This window comes from Lentilactobacillus rapi DSM 19907 = JCM 15042 (assembly GCF_001436255.1).
GTDB lineage: Bacteria > Bacillota > Bacilli > Lactobacillales > Lactobacillaceae > Lentilactobacillus > Lentilactobacillus rapi.
Genome location: NZ_AZEI01000076.1, coordinates 130782 through 149170 on the forward strand (window position 1 = coordinate 130782; position 18389 = coordinate 149170).

Genomic DNA, 18389 nt, shown 5'->3' on the forward strand with positions numbered 1-18389 from the left:
GGGGATAAAAAATGAAAATTGCAGTTGACGCAATGGGCGGAGATTACGCCCCAAAAGAAATTGTCGAAGGAATTGAATTAGCTCGGGATGCCTATCCGGACGTTGAATTCCAATTATTTGGTCAAACTGATCAAGTAAAAAAATATTTGAAGAATGACCACAACATTCAGCTTATTCAAGCAGATGAAGTGATTGAAATGGGCGACGAGCCGGTTAAGGCCGTTCGAACCAAAAAACAGTCCAGTATCGTATTAGCAGCGACTGCCGTTAAAGAAGAAACTGCCGACGCATTCTTTTCTGCTGGAAATACCGGAGCCATTTTAGCAGCCGGCTTATTCATTGTCGGCCGAATTAAGGGCATCGATCGACCTGGTCTAACAACCACCTTACCAGTGATTACCGGTAAGGATACCGGTAAATTTGTCATGATTGATGTTGGGGCCAACGCTGATACAAAAGTATTGAACATTTATCAGTATGCCTTGATGGGCAAGTATTATGCTCAAAATGTCCATAAAGTTGCCAACCCACGAATTGGCTTATTGAATAATGGAACTGAAGCTGACAAAGGTGACATGAATCACCGCAAAGTGCATGACCTATTAGCCGCTGATAAAGATTTAAACTTTATTGGTAATGTTGAATCCCGTGAACTCTTAAATGGTGCTGCCGATGTCGTCGTGACCGATGGTTTCACTGGTAACGCCGTCTTAAAGAGTATTGAAGGAACTGCTCTCTCGATGCTAAAACTGATCAAAGGCAGTATCATGAATGGCGGCGCAAAGTCCAAGTTTGGTGCCCTCATGTTAAAGAGTACCTTTGGTGAAATCGCCGATTCAATGGATTATTCTCAGTACGGTGGGGCAGTTTTGCTGGGTGTCAAGGCGCCAGTTGTTAAAACCCATGGTAGCAGTAAAGCCCCAACGGTTAAAAATACGATCGGTCAAATCAGAGAAATTATTGATTCTCATATGATTGCTGACTTAAACACCTATGTCACCGATCATGCTGAGGATTTAAAACAAATTAAAGATAGTATCAAAAGCAGTAAATAGTTTGATATAATAGGATTTAGTTAATCTATAAATTGAAATAGGTGGATAGGATTGGACAAACAAGAAGTTTTTAATAAAATTGCAGATTTAGTTGCCGATCAATTCGATGTCGATCGTGATAAAATCACTGGTTCTCTTAACTTCAAGCAGGATTTGGACGCTGACTCAATTGACTTTGTCGAATTTGTGTTAGACCTCGAAGATACTTTTAATGCAGAAATTTCTGACGAAGATGCTGAGAAGCTCAACACGATTGATGAAGCAGTTGATTTTGTCATGAAGAACCAAAAATAACTGCATTTTTACGATAACGAACGATTCGTAGGCAAGCAACCGATAAGATTGGAATTATTTCGACTGAGATATAATTTCAATTTTTTACTGTTTAATGAAATAAATTTGGAGGCAGCGGATTGATAAAAGGCTTGAATGAAATGTTGAAAAATGATTTCAATATTCATATTGATAATCAGGATTTGCTTGATGAAGCGTTTACTCAAGCATCTTATGTTAACGAGCATAAAGGTCAAAATCTAAAGTTTTATGAGCGCCTGGAATTCTTGGGCGACGCGGTGTTGCAGCTGATCGTGTCTTCATATATTTTTAAGCGATATCCGAAGATGCCTCAAGGACGACTCACCCGTTTAAGAGCTGCCATGGTTAATGAAAAAAGCTTCAGTACTTTCGCCCGGGAGTGTAATTTTAATAAGTACATTCGCCTTGGACGCGGGGAAGAAAAGGCTGGCGCTCGAGATCGTGACTCACTGCTCTGTGATATCTTTGAATCATTTGTCGGTGCATTATATTTGGATCAGGGTCAGCCAACCGTGGAAAAATTTGTCCAGCAGGTCATTTTTCCCAAGTTGGACGAAGGGATGTTTGCCGAGTTCTTTGACCATAAGACAGAACTTCAAGAATTAGCCCAAGCAGAGGGGCCAGTCGACATCGATTACGAATTGATCGATGAATTTGGTCCGGATAACGATCGCTCATTCAAAGTGAATGTTTCAATCGGTGGTAAATTATTTGGGGTTGGCGTGGGCCACTCAAAAAAAGCAGCCGAACAACACGCAGCCCAGCAGGCGCTTACCCATTTTGACACCGAGGGCGATAATCTTGTTTAGATTGGAGAAACACAGTGCAACTTAAATCCATCGAAATTATTGGTTTTAAATCTTTTGCAGATAAAACCAGAATAGATTTCCCTGGTGGGATGACCGGAATTGTCGGCCCAAATGGAAGTGGCAAAAGCAACATAGCCGAGTCAATCCGTTGGGTAATGGGGGAACAGTCTGCCAAAAATCTACGGGGATCGAAAATGCCGGATGTGATTTTTTCCGGTTCAGCCGATCGCCGCTCTTTGGGTATGGCTTCCGTGACTCTAACGTTGGACAATTCCGATCGCTATATCAATACGCCGCTTGATGAATTACAAATTTCCCGAAAGTTGTTCAGGAATGGCGACAGCTCTTATTTTATCAACGATAAGCAGTGTCGTTTAAGGGATATTACCGATTTGTTTATGGATACCGGGATTGGTCAAGGCTCACTTTCAATTATTTCTCAAGGGAATGTTGAAGAAATATTTAATAGCAAACCAATTGAACGGCGTTCGGTGATTGAAAATGTTGCTGGAGTTTATAAATATAAGCAGCACAAGCAAACGGCCAAAAAAGAAATTGACGAAACAACTGATAATTTAAACCGAGTTGAAGACATCATCCATGAATTACAGGTTCGTCTTCAACCGTTAGAAGAACAAAGCAGTTTGGCAACCGACTATTTAGATCAGAAAAAGCGGTTGGATACACTGTTAAAGCAACAATTGGTGTTGGCAACCACTCAGCTCCTTTCAGAAACTCAAGCGCTAAAAGCTTCATCAACGGCGAAACAAGCCATTGTCACTAAATTAACCAAACAAGTTGCCGAGGGGAATCATCAACAAAATTCTCTCAAACAGCAGGTAAATGATGGACGTAAACAGATTGACGATCTGAATGACCAGCTTTTAGAGACTGCTAAAAAAATTCAATCTCTAAAGAGTCAGCATCAATTAACCACGCAGGAAAAGAGTTTCAAGAATGCTGATTTAAACCGGATTACTGAACAGATTAAATTAACTCAAAACCAAATTGATGATTATCAAATTAAGTTGTCCCAGTCAGCAGATCAACAACATCAACTTAAAGCAGACCTTAATGCCAACACTACCGAACTGACCAGGATCACGACCAGCCAACAACAAAATAGTGTTGCGGCAATCGAGACTAAAATCGAGGCATTAAGAAATCATTATGTCGATCTCCTTCAAGAACAGACCGATATTAAGAATCAGGTTAACGATCAGGTTCATGACAACCAGCGGACCCATGAAAAAATTGTCGCGCAACAAGCCCGGATCGACCAGGCAGATAATGAAGTTAAAACACTTCAGGAACAATCCGAAACTTTGAAGTTGAAACTTGCTGACAGTCATCATGAACTTGAAACAAATCAACAAAAATTGGCTGATTTAGAAAAAGTACTCGCTAAAAACAAGAAGATTGTCGACGATCATCAAGCTAACTGGTTAGCAGCCTTGAAAATCGCTGAAGAAGCCAAGGCCAAGGCGACTTCACTGAGGCAGTTACATGATTCTTACCGCGGATTTTATCGTGGCGTTTCAAATCTGCTTCGGCATAAAGATCAACTGAATGGCATTTTAGGCCCAGTTGCCGACTATTTGAAAGTTGATCCAAAATACGTTAAAGCGATTAATACGGCATTGGGCAGCCAAGTACAACATGTCATTGTTGAAGACAATCGATCCGCGGCCGCTGCAATTAAGTATTTAACTCAAGGCCGCCTGGGACGGGTCACGCTGTTGCCAATCTCCACCATTTCTGCCCGTTCCCTCAACACGGGAATTGTATCGGCTGCTAGGCAAGCCCAGGGCTACATCGGGATTGCCTCTGAACTGGTTTCGATGCCTGATCAATTAAACCAGATTAAAGGTTTTCTTCTCGGTACGACTTTAATTGCGGATCAATTGGACCACGCAATTGAAATGAGTCAGTTGATTCACCACCGAACCCGAATCGTTACATTGGATGGTCAAGTCGTCAATGCTGGTGGTTCACTAACGGGTGGTGCTAATCGTGGGGATGATCAAGGCGTGCTGATTCAGAAAACTGAATTAGAAGCATTAACCAAGTCCACCGCTGAAATGAGTCAAAAATTAACGGAAAAAGAAACAATGCTTAACCATGCCAAGGCTGAGCTTCAAAAGATCATTGATTCCCATGAACGTGGTCGCCAACACGTCTTTGAACTGAAACAAATTGATGAAAATCAAAATCAGCAGCTTAATAAGTTAGCCGGGGAATTAGCGAAAAAGCAACGGGAGGCCGAAACTTACAAATTAGCCTTGAAGAACCTCTCCAGCAGTTCTGAAACCGGCACTCAACCCGATCTAACTGCAAAGAGTCAGTCAATTCAAGCAGAACTTGATCAGATCAATCACCAGTTGACCCAGCAAAAAGATCGCCTGGATCACGTTAAAGAACTCGCTGAGAAGTATTCAAAGGCCAAACAGGCAGTTCACGATCAGATCGTCGTGGCCAAACAAAAGATCCAACAAACTGAACGCTCCCAGAATGAGATTCACGATCAAATCAAAGTACATCAGGCAACGTTACAGAAATTACAGGGCCAACGAGAGCAACATATTGCCGAATTAGCTGAAACGGTTGATGCCGGTAGACTGAATCACGAAATCAAGCAAGCTGTTGAATTACAAGCTGACCTTAACAAGCAATTGGCGACCAAAAAACAACAGGTTGCCGATGACGATCAACAATTAGATCATTTGGGTCAACGCGTCCAGTCTGATCAGTTGAACCTTAATAATGCCAAGCATGAACTGCAAGAAGTCACAACCAAATTACAAAAATCAATTCAAACTCTTCAAGCAAATTATGAACAACTACAATCAAATTATGACATCGATCCTAAGCAACTCGGCAAACTCAAGCTCGATGTCACGATTGAGCATATGAATAACCAAATTAAGATGCTTCGAACAGGGATTGATGAAATTGGTCCGGTGAATATTTCAGCTATTCAAGAGTTTAAAGAAGTTTCAGCCCGCTACAATTTCTTAATCAAGCAGCAGCAAGATTTGCTTGACGCTAAGAATCACCTGACAGAAACAATGGCAGATATGGATTCAACCATTAGTACCAAATTTGCCACAGCCTTCAAAGAAGTGGCCCGGGCCTTCTCGAAGGTCTTTGTCGACATGTTTGGTGGTGGTGAGGCAAAATTAGTTTTAACGGACCCGGAGGATTTGCTGACAACCGGAATTGAGATTATGGTGAAACCACCTGGAAAGAATTACCGCAGTTTGAGCTTACTTTCAGGTGGTGAAAAGGCATTAACTGCCATTACATTGCTGTTTGCGATCATCAAAGTCCGACCAGTGCCATTCTGTATCTTGGACGAAGCTGAAGCTGCACTAGATCCATTTAATGCTGACAGATTTGCCAAGTTTTTAAAACGTTTCGGTGATCAGACCCAGTTTGTGGTCATTACTCATCGAAAGGAAACCATGATTTACGCTGATCAACTTTATGGGGTAACCATGCAAGAATCAGGCGTATCAAAAGTTGTTACTGTTAATTTAGATAATTTACAAACGGAGGTGAGCTAATGGGTTTATTTGATATTTTTAAACGTCGTTCCAAAAAGAATGAAGAACCAGAAAAGAAGCCAGAATCAAGCAAGTCAACTGAGAGCCAACCGACTAGTGACCAACAATCCGCTACTGAAAAGTCCAATGATGCCAAATCAGCTGAATCTAATGCTCCTAGCTCAGCGGCAATCAGTTCAGAATCATCACAGGCTACCTCAACAGCAGCCGCTGAAAATTCAGACCAGTCAGAAACTGCCAAAGATTCCGAACAGCCAATAAATGAGCAGTCCCAGGCAACTCCAACTGCAGATGAAAGCGATGCTGATGTCACTGCCGATATAAGCCAGTCGGAAACTTCTCCAGCATCAAATGAAGCATCCACCGCGTCTCAATCAACCAGTATGGATGATTCTGCTTCTAGTCAAGCTAAGCCAGTTTCAGAAGCCACCGAGGCCAAAGAACAGTCAGATACCACAACTGCTTCATATGAAAAAGGACTAGAAAAATCCCGTTCAACTTTTGGTCAAAAGCTGAATGCTTTATTGGCCAATTTTCGCCATGTTGATGAATCCTTCTTTGACGATCTGGAAGATATGTTGATTGAATCTGATGTGGGTTTTGAGACATCAATGCGAATTACCGATGAGTTACGGGAAGAAGTTAAGCTAGAAAATGCTAAGAAACCCAAAGATGTTCAAAATGTGATTGTTAAAAAGCTGATTGATATGTATGATCAAGCCGGCAACGGTGAGAATCCCGCGATTAATATGGCAGCCAGTGGACCAACTGTTTTGCTGTTTGTCGGGGTAAATGGCGTCGGTAAAACGACAACCATTGGGAAAATGGCGAAGATGTACAAAGATCAGGGGAAAAAGGTTGTTCTGGCTGCTGCTGATACATTCAGGGCCGGTGCCATCGAACAGTTGAACGTTTGGGCCGAACGTGATGGTGTTGATATTGTTAAAGGCAAGCCTAAGAGTGACCCGGCATCTGTTGTCTTTGACGCCGTCCAAAAAGCGCGCGATGAAAATTATGATATTTTGATGGTCGATACTGCCGGTCGATTACAGAACAAAGTAAACTTAATGAATGAATTAAGTAAAATGAAGAAGATTTTAACGAGAGAAATTCCCGCTGCTCCTCATGAAGTTTTACTGGTTCTTGATGCCACAACTGGTCAAAATGCCATGACCCAGGCAAAAATGTTTAAAGAAGCCACCGACGTGACTGGAATTGTCTTGACTAAGTTGGATGGAACTGCCCGTGGTGGGATTGTTTTAGCCATCCGGAGTGAACTTCACTTGCCAGTCAAATATGTTGGGCTGGGCGAAAAAGTCACTGACTTGAAGCCGTTTGACCCTAACGATTTTGTATATGGCTTGTTTAAAGGGCTTATTTCTGAATAATGATCTGCTTAGATAGCGGTTGTGATTGACGGTCTCAGGAAAAATCTGTAGTCTAGGGGTATGCGTCATGACAACTAAAAGGGGTTTCAAAATGGAACTGGAAAAAAACAACTATATTAATTCCTTGTTCGAATTTTATGAACCATTACTCACAAAAAAGCAGGCGAATTATATTCAATTGTATTATGCAGATGATTTTTCACTCGGCGAAATTGCGGAAGAATACGATGTCAGTCGCCAAGCAGTATATGACAATATCCGCCGCTCAGAAAAGATCTTGCAGCAATACGAGGACAAACTCGATTTATATCACAGCTTTGTCGATCGAAATCAGAAACTAGATCAGATTCAAACATACGTAAAAAAGAAGTATCCGACAGACACCAAACTGAATGCCTTAATTTCCAGTTTGGAAACAACTGAAGAACAATGAAAGTGGTGAAACAATGGCTTTTGAAGGATTAACAGAACGGCTGCAAAATGCCATGAAAAAGTTACGTGGGAAAGGCAAGGTTTCTCAGGCCGATTTGCGGGAAACAATGCGCGAGATTCGGCTGGCCTTGCTCGAAGCCGACGTTAACTTCCAAGTGGTTCGTGACTTTGTCAAAACAGTCGAGCAACGAGCAACTGGTGCCAAAGTACTGGAAGGGTTGAATCCGTCCCAGCAAATTGTCAAAATTGTTGATGAAGAATTAACCAAGATGATGGGGGATGAGGCCGTTCCCCTGAATAAATCCGAGAAAATTCCGACGATTATTATGATGTCAGGACTTCAAGGTGCCGGTAAAACGACCACTGCAGGTAAACTCGCTTTAAAATTGAAAAACGAGCAAAATGCCCGGCCCCTTTTAATCGCTGATGATGTTTACCGACCAGCTGCCATCGAGCAACTGCAAACGGTTGGTCAGCAAATCGACGTCCCGGTGTTTCAACTAGGGACAGACGTAGATCCCGTTGAAATTGCAAAACGTGGTCTTCAGCAGGCTCAAGAGAATCACAATGATTATGTCATCATTGATACAGCTGGTCGTCTCCAAATCGATGAAAAGTTGATGGGCGAGTTAAAGAATATCAAAGATGCTGTCCATCCTGACGAAATTCTGTTGGTAATTGATGCGATGACTGGTCAAAACGCCGTTGCCACGGCTGAAGGATTTAATAAGACCCTTGATGTGACTGGAGTTGTCTTAACCAAGTTAGATGGCGATACCCGTGGTGGTGCTGCGCTTTCTATCCGTGCCGTAACTGAAAAACCAATTAAGTTTGTTGGTCAAGGCGAAAAGATGACCGATTTGGACGTCTTTTATCCAGACCGGATGGCTTCTCGAATCTTGGGAATGGGCGATATGTTATCGCTGATCGAAAAGACTCAGAAGGAATATGACCAAAAACAAGCTGAAGAACTTCAGGAAAAAATTCAAGAAAATACATTCGATTTCAACGATTTCTTGGATCAGTTATCTCAAATTCAAAAAATGGGGCCAATGGATGAAATCATGAAGATGATTCCAGGGATGGCCAATAATCCCGCCCTCAAGAATGTTAATATGGATCCCAAAGATATGGATCATTTGAAGGCGATCATTTATTCAATGACTGAACAGGAACGGACGAATCCTGACGTTTTGAATCCGTCAAGAAGACGCCGAATTGCAAGAGGATCTGGGCGGCCAATTCAAGAAGTCAATCGGATGATTAAGCAGTTTGGCCAAATGAAAACGATGATGAACAAAGTCTCAAAAGGGAACATGTCTGGCATGGAAAACATGATGAACGCCGGTGGAATGGGCGGTGGCAAGCTTTCCAAGCTGGCGATGAAGCAATTGAGCCGGAGAATGAAGAAGAATAAAAAACGCCGAAATAAGAAAAAGAAACGTCGCTAAATCCCACTTGCGATCCTCATAGCCACTTTCTTTTATGGTGTAAAGAAAAAAACCTTTACAACCTTTCTAATTACTGGTATATTATTAATCGTTAAATGATTATAGGAGGTAAAATACATGTCAGTTAAGATTCGCTTAAAGCGCATGGGTTCAAAGAAGCGTCCATACTACCGTATCGTTGTTGCAGATTCACGTAGCCCTCGTGATGGTCGTTTCATTGAAAACGTTGGTACTTATAGCCCATTATCACAACCAGCCAAAGTTACTCTTGAAGAAGAGTCAATTATGAACTGGTTAAACAATGGTGCTCAACCATCTGATACTGTTCGTAACTTGCTATCAGATGCCGGTATCATGAAGAAATATCACGAAGCTAAATACTCAAAAAAGTAAAGTGAGTGATTAAACATCATGGTTAGTATTGATGGATTAATAAAAAAGATTGTCTCACCATTAGTTGATTATCCAAAACAGATTGAGATTTCTCATAATGAATCCGATCGTTTTATGGAATATCATCTGCGGTTAAACGAAGATGATATTGGTAGAATTATTGGTAAACATGGTCATGTCATTCAAACAATTCGAACGATTGTTTATAGCGTTCCCGTTGAAGGACAGAAGAAAGCTCGTTTAATAGTCGATGATGGCAAACAGTGAGTTCTTGAGCGAAACGAATGTTTTGTTTAAGAACTTTTTTCTTATACATAAACACTAAAGGAGGACCTTATGAACTACTATACCGTTGGCAAAATTGTGAATACACAAGGAATTAAGGGGGAAGTCCGCGTGATTGCGATTACTGATTTCCCTGAGAAACGGTTTCAAATTGGCAACACCATTTATGCAAAGGTCGCCAAAAACCCAGATTTCATTCCATTAGTCATTGACGGTGTCAGAAAACATAAGAATTTTATCCTACTACATTTTGAAGGTTATCCATCTATCAATAATGTTGAATTTTTGAAGCCATCCGAAATTTTTGTGGATGAAACCCTTCTTTCAGACGATGACTTGAAACCTGGCGAATATTATTATCACCAAATTATTGGTCTCAAGGTTGTCGATCTTGATGGTCATTCAATCGGAACGGTGAAGGAAATTTTGTCTCCAGGTGCCAATGACGTTTGGGTCGTTCAACGGGAAGGCAAGAGCGATTTACTACTTCCAAAGATTGATTCAGTGATCAAGAAAGTCGATTTGGATCAATCAACAATTACTGTGGACGTTCCGGAGGGGCTAGACGAATGAGAATTGATGTATTAAGTTTATTTCCCGAAATGTTCAGCATTCCCATGCACGACTCAATTATGGGAAAAGCAATTGAAAATAAAATCGTTGATCTAAACGTTACCAACTTTCGTGAATTTACTCAGGATAAACATCGGCACGTTGATGACTATCCCTTTGGTGGTGGCGCCGGAATGTTGCTGCAAGCCCAACCGATCATTGACGCTTACGATCATACCCGCGCCGAAGCGGAAAAAGCGGGCTTACCAGCGGGGCAGGTCATTTTAATGGATCCAGCTGGTAAACAGTTTAAGCAACACGATGCCGAATCATTGGCGCAAGCTGAACACCTGACGTTCATTTGCGGGCATTACGAGGGGTATGACGAACGAATCCGTTCGATTGTTACCGATGAATATTCAATTGGCGATTTTGTCCTAACGGGTGGTGAATTGCCAGCAATGGTGATGATCGACGCAATTAGTCGGCTTATCCCGGGCGTCCTTGGTAACCAACAATCAACAGTTGAGGAATCATTTTCAACCGGCCTGCTCGAGGAACCTCAATATACCCGGCCGGCAGAGTTTCGCGGAATGAAAGTTCCCGAAGTCCTGATGAATGGTGATCACAAAAAGATTGCCCTTTGGAACCAAAAAGAAGCCCTCAGACGGACTTATCAACGGAGGCCAGACTTGATTGACCATCGGAAGTTAACGAGCACTCAGAAACATTTACTCGCTGATGTTCGGATTGAAGAGGAAGAAAGAGCTGCCAGTGAAGACACTGACAAGAAAAAGCCCTTTACAGAGAACTAGAGCTTGTGGTAAACTAGCATTTGGCGCAAGCCGCAAAACAACATTCCGCTGTCAAACAAGATAATGAATGTTAGTGAAAGGAAGATTTGTTTATGCGACAGAATCAATTGATTGACAAAATCAACAATGAACAACTACGCGATGATATCCCAGATTTCCGTGCAGGTGACTCTTTACGAGTTCACGTTAAGGTTGTCGAAGGTACTCGAGAAAGAATTCAATTGTTTGAAGGCGTTGTTATCAAACGTAAGGGTTCAGGCATTCAAGCTACCTACACTGTTCGTAAAGTAAGTAACGGTGTTGGTGTTGAACGTATTTTCCCACTTCATTCACCAAGAGTTGACAAAATTGAAGTCATAAGACATGGTCAAGTTCGTCGTGCCAAGCTTTATTACTTGCGTGCATTGCAAGGTAAGGCTGCTCGTATTCGAGCATCACTTAGAACCCGTTCATAATTATGATAATTGGATTGGATCAGGTAACCCTGATTCAGTCCTTTTTTGTTTTAACTGTTTCCATTTTTTGAGAAAGTGTTAAAATGCCTTACATGCATCCAATATTTACCAATTAATCACATAAATCCAGACACGAATGTGATTTATTTGATATGATAGTATTAGTGCATGATGACGATTACATTTGCAAATTATCAGTTACTTGGCAGAAATGAATTTCAAGTAGGGCGATGTTGATGGATGATCAAAAACATTTTAAGCGGTTTTTACAGTATTTAAAGAGTGAACGCCAGTACTCCGAAGATACGATTACTGCATACAAAATCTCGATCAGTGAATTTATTGGCTTTTTAAATGCAGTTCCTGAAGACGTTAAATCCCTGATTGATGTTGATGCGTTTGATGTGGAATCGTATTTGACCCAGCTCTATGAACATCAGTATTCTCGTAATTCGATTGCTCAAAAAGTATCGGCACTCAAATCGTTTTATAACTTTCTAGTGAAAAATGAAGTGCTCAAAGTTAATCCGTTTGAGTATGTGCATTTGAAAAGCCATCATCGCCACTTACCACGATTTTTCTACCAAAATGAGATGCGTGAACTATTTGCCGCAGCAAGGAAGGGGCCAGATGACAAGCTGGCTCTTCGAAACACCGCTGTCCTCGAACTGCTTTACGCCACTGGAATTCGGGTAAGTGAATGTTCAGGGATACAGTTACTGGATATTGATTTGGATAATCGAATCTTGCTGGTCACCGGGAAAGGGAACAAGCAACGGTACGCTCCCTTTGGTAATCATGCCAGAGAAGCGATTCTGGCTTATGAACAGGGTGCCCGGACACCATTAATGAAAAAGTATGGGCAAAATCATTCATTCCTATTCGTTAACCACTATGGCAAGCCAATCACGCCGCGTGGTATTGAATACATTATGAATGAAATCATTAATCAAAGTAGTTTGACCACCGGCATTCATCCCCACATGCTGCGGCACACATTTGCCACTGAGATGTTGAACAATGGGGCAGATATGCGCTCGGTCCAAGAATTACTTGGCCATAGCAGCTTATCCACTACCCAAATTTATACTCATGTCACCAAAAGTCATTTAATGAAAGATTATCAGAAGTATTTTCCAAGAAACAACGCATCATTAAAATCTAAAGACTAAAAGAGGACTATTATGCCAATTAAATTTGAAGCAACAACCATCGTCGCCGTTCGTCATCAAGGTCACTTAGCAATGGCGGGTGATGGCCAGGTTACCATGGGCGAAAAAGTAATTATGAAGGGGACTGCACACAAAGTTCGTCGAATTTATAACGATAAAGTTGTCGTCGGCTTTGCCGGCAGCGTGGCCGATGCATTTAACCTGGAAGAACGTTTCGAAAAAAAACTCAATCAATTTGACGGTGATCTCAAACGCTCATCTGTTGAACTTGCTCAAGAATGGCGTGGAGACCAACAATTGCAAAAGCTTGAAGCATTACTCATTGTGATGAACGATCACGACTTACTGTTGGTTTCTGGCCAAGGAGAAGTGATCGAACCAGACGACGACATTCTCGCAATTGGTTCAGGCGGCAACTTTGCTCTGGCTGCAGCGACGGCCATGAAGCACCATGCACCTGATATGAGTGCTAGAGAAATTGCTGAAGCCGCTATTCATATTGCTGGTAATATTGACATTTTTACTAATCAAAATGTCATTTCTGAAGAAATATAGAGAGGTAATTAACATTGACAGAATCTACCCAAACACCAAAAGAGATTGTTGAAGTTTTAGACCAATACATTGTTGGCCAGGGTGAAGCTAAAAAAGCTGTCGCAGTTGCTTTGAGAAACCGTTATCGGCGCATGCAGCTCTCACAGGATATGCAGGATGAAATTTCGCCTAAAAACTTACTCATGATCGGCCCCACTGGAGTCGGTAAAACTGAAATTGCCCGCCGTTTGGCCAAAATTGTGAATGCCCCATTTGTTAAAGTGGAAGCCACTAAATTTACTGAAGTTGGCTATGTCGGCGGTGACGTTGAATCAATGGTTCGCGATTTGGTTGAAAATGCCATTCAGCTCGAACGTGAGGATGAATATAAACAGGTTCACGTTGAAGCTGAAAAACGTGCTAACAATAAACTGGTCAAATTACTGGTTCCAGCAGAAAAGAAAAAGAAGAACCAAAACGAAATGCAGAACTTGATGAGTATGTTCAGCCGGATGCAACAGGGTCAAATGCCATCTCAAGAAACTGATGATCAGGAAAATGTGACGGATGATGTTCGGGAAAAGCGGATGTCAGTTGCCGAAAAATTGCGTTCCGGCCTACTCGAAAATGACCAGGTTGAAATTGAAATGGCTGATCCTTCTCAACAACTTTCTGGTCAAAATACCATGCTGAATCAAATGGGAATTGATCTTAACGACACGCTGTCTGGTTTAATGCCAAAGAAGACAATCAAACGAACAGTTCCCGTCAGTGAAGCTCGAACCATTCTAACCCGCCAAGCATCAGAAGAATTAATTAACAAGGCTGATCTCTATCATAATGCGATTACCAGGGCCGAAAATACCGGGATCATCTTCATTGATGAAATTGATAAGATTGCCCCGGGCAATTCCAAGAACAGTGGTGAAGTTTCGCGTGAAGGAGTCCAAAGAGACATCCTACCGATCGTTGAAGGTTCTCAAGTAAATACAAAGTATGGTCCTGTTAACACTGATCACATGTTGTTTATCGGCTCAGGCGCTTTTGCTGAAAGTAAGCCTTCTGACTTGATTCCTGAACTTCAAGGCCGTTTCCCAATTCGGGTTGAATTAAATGATTTAACCAAGGACGACTTCGTCCGCATCTTGACGGAACCAACAAACTCACTGACTAAACAATATATCGCCTTGATTGGAACTGATAACATTAAGGTGACTTTCACGATTGAAGCGATTAATCGAATTGCTGAGATCGCAACTGATGTTAATCACAACACCGATAACATCGGTGCGCGCCGATTACACACAATTTTGGAAAAATTACTTGAAGATATTTTGTATGAAGGTCCTGACATGCAGATGGGCGACATTACAATCACTGAAAAGTATGTCGACGATAAAGTTGGCAAACTCGCTCAGAATAAGGATCTTTCACGCTACATTCTCTAGGATAAGCCGGGGAGACTATAATGATTACATTAAAGAATCAATATTTGTCAGTCCAGATTAATGAATTTGGCGCCGAATTGAGCAGTGTTCAAGAAAACGATGGTGAGAGAATTGAGTATATTTGGCAAGCCGACCCCAATTATTGGAAACGTCACGCGCCAATTCTCTTTCCAATCGTCGGTCGGTTAAAGGATAATCAATATCAATACAATCATCAAACTTATGAGATGACCCAACATGGGTTTGCTCGAGATAACTTTTTTGATGTTGTTGACCAAGACGAGAGCTCAGTTCAATTGGAATTAAAAGATAATGAAGAAACCCTTCAACGTTATCCATTCCATTTTCGACTCAGAATTTCATATCAGTTAGTTGGCCATGCACTCAAAGTTCAATTGAGCGTGTTTAATCCAAGCGACGATCAACTTTTATTCTCAATTGGTGCTCATCCTGGGTTCAACGTGCCGCTCATCGACGGTCAAGGAACTTTCAAAGATGCCTTTGTTCGGGTGGCTCCTAAAAAGAACTACCAGCAAACGCCTCTTAAACCACCGTACAGCGATCCAGAAAATCCCCGAGAGTTAGATTTAACTAAACCGTTGGCATTAAAACATAAATTGTTTGAGAATGACGCGTTAATTTTAAATTTAGATCATCAAGAGACTACTGTGATGTTGGCAAGTACCGCCAATGACCATGGCGTCGCCGTGACAGTCTTTAATGCGCCATATGTAGGTATTTGGTCGCCGTATCCGAAGAAGGCACCATTCGTTTGTATTGAACCCTGGTGGGGATTAGCGGATCCTGTTGATTCTGACGGTATTTTGGGCCATAAGTTTGCAATCAACGAGTTGGCTGGCAAACAAACCTTTGATGCCAAATATGAAATCAGTTTCTTTTAATAATTTAAGGTAGCAAAAAGCCGGTGATTCAGCATCGAATCGCTCGCTTTTGTTGGTATAACGGTTAAATTTTAGTTGGTTGCCTTTTTCTTTCGAAAGTAATTTCCTAACCCAAACGGCACCATACTCTCCGTTCCGTTCATAATTCGCCGAATATTTGTGCGGTGCCGATAGAAAATAAAGATTGTCAGCACAATTGCCAGGATACTCAGGAAGGCATCATTAACAAAAAATGTGGTGATGGTTGTTAGGGTGAAGGCTACCATGCTGGCAAGGCTCACCATACTGGTCAGCAGAATCAACAGGATCCAAATTCCAGCAGCAATTAAGAAAAACATGGGTCGATAGGCTAGAATCATCCCTGCACTGGTTGCGACTGCTTTACCGCCTTTGAAGTGGTCAAAGACGGAAAATGTGTGCCCTAAAATGGCCGCTAAGCCAAAAACTAGCGCATTCACAGTAAAATTCCCGAAAAAAGTTGGTAACAGGGTGGCAATCGCCCCTTTTGAGATATCCATTGCCATTACAATCGTCCCAGCAATGGGTCCCAAAACCCGATAAGTATTAGTGGTTCCAATATTACCGGAACCGTGGCGGCGGATGTCGATATGGAAGAATAGTTTGCCGATCCAGACGCCACTTGGAATTGAACCGAGTAGATAAGCGATAACTAACATTGATATAATTTGGATTGTGTCTGAATTCATGTTAAACCTCTTATTATTAGGATGTATCGAACCAATATAGCGTCTTTAATTTTAGCATGATAATTGGTTTGCGCCAACAAAATTTATTTTCAAAGTGGTGATTTTAGGTTATTATGAAGTAGATTGCAAAAAAGGAGTCACGACGAAATGGTAAAACAAAAAGTAAAATACGATGATTCCTCGATACAAATATTAGAGGGACTCGACGCTGTTAGAAAACGTCCTGGAATGTACATTGGCTCAACCGATTCCCGAGGCTTGCACCATCTCGTGTATGAAATTGTTGATAACGCGGTTGATGAAGTCTTGGCTGGATATGGTGATGAGATCAATGTCACGATTCACAAGGACAACAGTATCACGGTCAAAGATCATGGCCGAGGAATGCCAGTTGGGATGCATGCTTCTGGCAAACCCACGCCGGAAGTAATTCTGACAATGCTGCACGCCGGTGGAAAATTTGGCCAAGGTGGTTATAAAACTTCCGGCGGACTGCACGGAGTTGGTGCCAGTGTTGTTAACGCATTATCTTCCTCATTGAAGGTTGTCATTGTTAGAGATGGCTACAAGTACGAAGAGGATTTCACCAATGGTGGGCATCCGGTTGGCACTTTGAAAAAAACCCGTAAAACCCGGGAACATAGTGGAACGACCCTCACGTTCAAACCAGATTCAAAGATTTTCACCAGTACCGTTTATAATTTTTCAACCTTGTCAGAACGGCTGCGGGAATCTGCATTTCTGCTTAAAGGGACCAAGATCACGTTAACTGATGAACGTCCTGGTCAAGAGCAAGAAGACGTTTTTCATTATGATGAAGGCATCAAAGAGTTTGTCCAATATTTGAACGAGGACAAACACACGCTTGGTGATGTCATGTTCTTTGATGGCGTTAAATCTGGAGTTGAAGTAGAAGTCGCTGCCCAATACAATGATGGTTATTCAGAAACGATGTTGTCATTTGTTAACAATGTACGTACCAAAGACGGTGGAACCCATGAAGCTGGGTTTCGAAATGCCTGGACTAAGGCATTTAACGACTACGCACGCAAAGTCGGGATGTTAAAAGAAAAGGATAAAAATCTCGAGGGTAGTGATGTCCGCGAGGGACTTTCTGTGGTCTTATCACTTCGAATTCCAGAAGAAATTTTGCAATTTGAAGGCCAAACCAAGGAAAAATTGGGAACCCCAGAAGCCCGAGCAATTGTGGACGGGGTTGTGAGTGAAAAATTAGGCTACTACCTCATGGAAAACGGTGAGTTTGCCCAAACGTTAGTTCATAAAGCATTACGTGCCCGCCAAGCCCGGCAAGCGGCCAGAAAAGCCCGTGATGAAACACGTCACGGTAAGCGTCATAAGAAACAGGAGCGACTGCTGTCCGGGAAACTGACCCCAGCTCAATCTAAAGATTATAGTAAAAACGAATTATTTCTAGTCGAAGGTGATTCTGCCGGCGGTTCCGCCAAACAGGGTCGTGATCGTCGCTACCAAGCAATTTTACCGTTAAGAGGTAAAGTATTAAATACTGAACGGGCCAAATTACCCGAAATCATGAAGAACGAAGAAATCAATACGATGATTTACACGATTGGGGCTGGAGTTGGTGCAGATTTTAATATTGACGATGCCAATTACGATAAGATCATTATCATGACCGATGCCGATGATGACGGTGCCCACATTCAAATCCTCCTGCTGACATTTTTCTATAAATATATGCGACCAATGATTGACAGTGGTCGAGTTTATATTGCTTTACCACCTCTGTATAAGCTCCAAAAGGGTGCCGGAAAGAAAACGAAGATCCAGTATGCCTGGACTAATGAGGAGCTTACCAAGGTTTCCAAACAATTTGGTAAGGGTTATAGCCTACAGCGATTCAAAGGTCTTGGAGAAATGAACGCCGATCAATTGTGGGAGACCACAATGGATCCTAAGACCAGAACCCTGATCCGGGTCCGAATTGACGATGCTGCTTTGGCAGAGCGCCGAGTAACCACACTTATGGGTGACAAAGTGGAGCCTCGCCGGAAATGGATCGAAACGAACGTTAAATTTAACCTCGAAGAAGAGGGCAGTATTTTGGATAACACAACTAATTAAGGGGGAG

Annotated in this window: 18 protein-coding genes; 17 read left to right on the forward strand and 1 reads right to left on the reverse strand. The window is 42.0% G+C overall.

Going from position 1 to position 18389, the window contains the following annotated elements:
• Positions 1-11: 11 nt before the first annotated feature.
• From plsX to FD12_RS08875, 16 genes are all read left to right on the forward strand, one after another.
• On the forward strand, positions 12-1055 hold the full coding sequence (plsX, locus tag FD12_RS08800; protein WP_056982700.1) for a phosphate acyltransferase PlsX: 1044 nt from the start codon (positions 12-14) through the stop codon (positions 1053-1055).
• Positions 1056-1106: 51 nt separating this feature from the next.
• A complete protein-coding gene (gene acpP / locus FD12_RS08805; RefSeq protein ID WP_054746655.1) occupies positions 1107-1349 on the forward strand; it encodes an acyl carrier protein in 243 nt (80 codons plus the stop codon).
• 119 nt (positions 1350-1468) lie between these two features.
• Entirely contained in the window at positions 1469-2179 is a 711-nt protein-coding gene (rnc, locus tag FD12_RS08810; RefSeq protein WP_056982703.1) for a ribonuclease III, read from the forward strand.
• Positions 2180-2193: 14 nt separating this feature from the next.
• Positions 2194-5745 carry a chromosome segregation protein SMC gene (smc, locus tag FD12_RS08815; protein WP_056982705.1) on the forward strand — a complete coding sequence of 1184 codons (3552 nt, stop codon included), beginning with the start codon at positions 2194-2196 and terminating at the stop codon, positions 5743-5745.
• A complete protein-coding gene (gene ftsY / locus FD12_RS08820) occupies positions 5745-7133 on the forward strand; it encodes a signal recognition particle-docking protein FtsY (protein WP_054746654.1) in 1389 nt (462 codons plus the stop codon). The genes smc and ftsY overlap by 1 nt, the downstream gene beginning before the upstream one ends.
• 91 nt (positions 7134-7224) lie before the next feature.
• Positions 7225-7566 (forward strand): putative DNA-binding protein, encoded by a 342-nt coding sequence (locus FD12_RS08825; protein WP_056982708.1) that lies wholly within the window; start codon positions 7225-7227, stop codon positions 7564-7566.
• Positions 7567-7579: 13 nt separating this feature from the next.
• Positions 7580-9016, forward strand: a complete 1437-nt coding sequence (gene ffh, locus FD12_RS08830; RefSeq protein WP_056982709.1) for a signal recognition particle protein — start codon at positions 7580-7582, stop codon at positions 9014-9016.
• A 117-nt stretch (positions 9017-9133) separates the two neighbouring features.
• A complete protein-coding gene (gene rpsP / locus FD12_RS08835) occupies positions 9134-9409 on the forward strand; it encodes a 30S ribosomal protein S16 (RefSeq protein ID WP_054746653.1) in 276 nt (91 codons plus the stop codon).
• Between the two features lie 18 nt (positions 9410-9427).
• The gene (locus FD12_RS08840) at positions 9428-9676 is read left to right on the forward strand and encodes a KH domain-containing protein (protein ID WP_056982711.1); all 249 of its coding nucleotides are present in this window, start codon (positions 9428-9430) and stop codon (positions 9674-9676) included.
• Between the two features lie 69 nt (positions 9677-9745).
• Positions 9746-10267, forward strand: coding sequence for a ribosome maturation factor RimM (rimM, locus tag FD12_RS08845; RefSeq protein ID WP_054746651.1), 522 nt, complete (start codon positions 9746-9748; stop codon positions 10265-10267).
• Positions 10264-11061, forward strand: coding sequence for a tRNA (guanosine(37)-N1)-methyltransferase TrmD (gene trmD / locus FD12_RS08850; protein WP_056982713.1), 798 nt, complete (start codon positions 10264-10266; stop codon positions 11059-11061). The genes rimM and trmD overlap by 4 nt, the downstream gene beginning before the upstream one ends.
• 92 nt (positions 11062-11153) lie before the next feature.
• On the forward strand, positions 11154-11516 hold the full coding sequence (rplS, locus tag FD12_RS08855; RefSeq protein ID WP_054746650.1) for a 50S ribosomal protein L19: 363 nt from the start codon (positions 11154-11156) through the stop codon (positions 11514-11516).
• A gap of 236 nt (positions 11517-11752) precedes the next feature.
• The gene (gene xerC / locus FD12_RS08860; protein WP_082622228.1) at positions 11753-12688 is read left to right on the forward strand and encodes a tyrosine recombinase XerC; all 936 of its coding nucleotides are present in this window, start codon (positions 11753-11755) and stop codon (positions 12686-12688) included.
• A 12-nt stretch (positions 12689-12700) separates the two neighbouring features.
• Positions 12701-13243: an ATP-dependent protease subunit HslV gene (gene hslV, locus FD12_RS08865; RefSeq protein ID WP_008856814.1), complete on the forward strand. Its 543-nt coding sequence runs from the start codon at positions 12701-12703 to the stop codon at positions 13241-13243.
• A gap of 14 nt (positions 13244-13257) precedes the next feature.
• Entirely contained in the window at positions 13258-14670 is a 1413-nt protein-coding gene (gene hslU / locus FD12_RS08870) for an ATP-dependent protease ATPase subunit HslU (RefSeq protein ID WP_056982715.1), read from the forward strand.
• A 20-nt stretch (positions 14671-14690) separates the two neighbouring features.
• Positions 14691-15572: an aldose 1-epimerase family protein gene (locus FD12_RS08875; protein WP_056982717.1), complete on the forward strand. Its 882-nt coding sequence runs from the start codon at positions 14691-14693 to the stop codon at positions 15570-15572.
• Positions 15573-15643: 71 nt separating this feature from the next.
• Here FD12_RS08875 and plsY read toward each other — a convergent pair whose 3' ends face one another.
• Positions 15644-16279, reverse strand: coding sequence for a glycerol-3-phosphate 1-O-acyltransferase PlsY (gene plsY / locus FD12_RS08880; protein WP_056982720.1), 636 nt, complete (start codon positions 16277-16279; stop codon positions 15644-15646).
• A 147-nt stretch (positions 16280-16426) separates the two neighbouring features.
• Here plsY and parE point away from each other — a divergent pair, with 147 nt between their 5' ends.
• Complete coding sequence (gene parE, locus FD12_RS08885; protein WP_056982722.1) at positions 16427-18382, forward strand: DNA topoisomerase IV subunit B; 1956 nt, start codon at positions 16427-16429, stop codon at positions 18380-18382.
• The last annotated feature ends 7 nt before the right edge of the window (positions 18383-18389 follow it).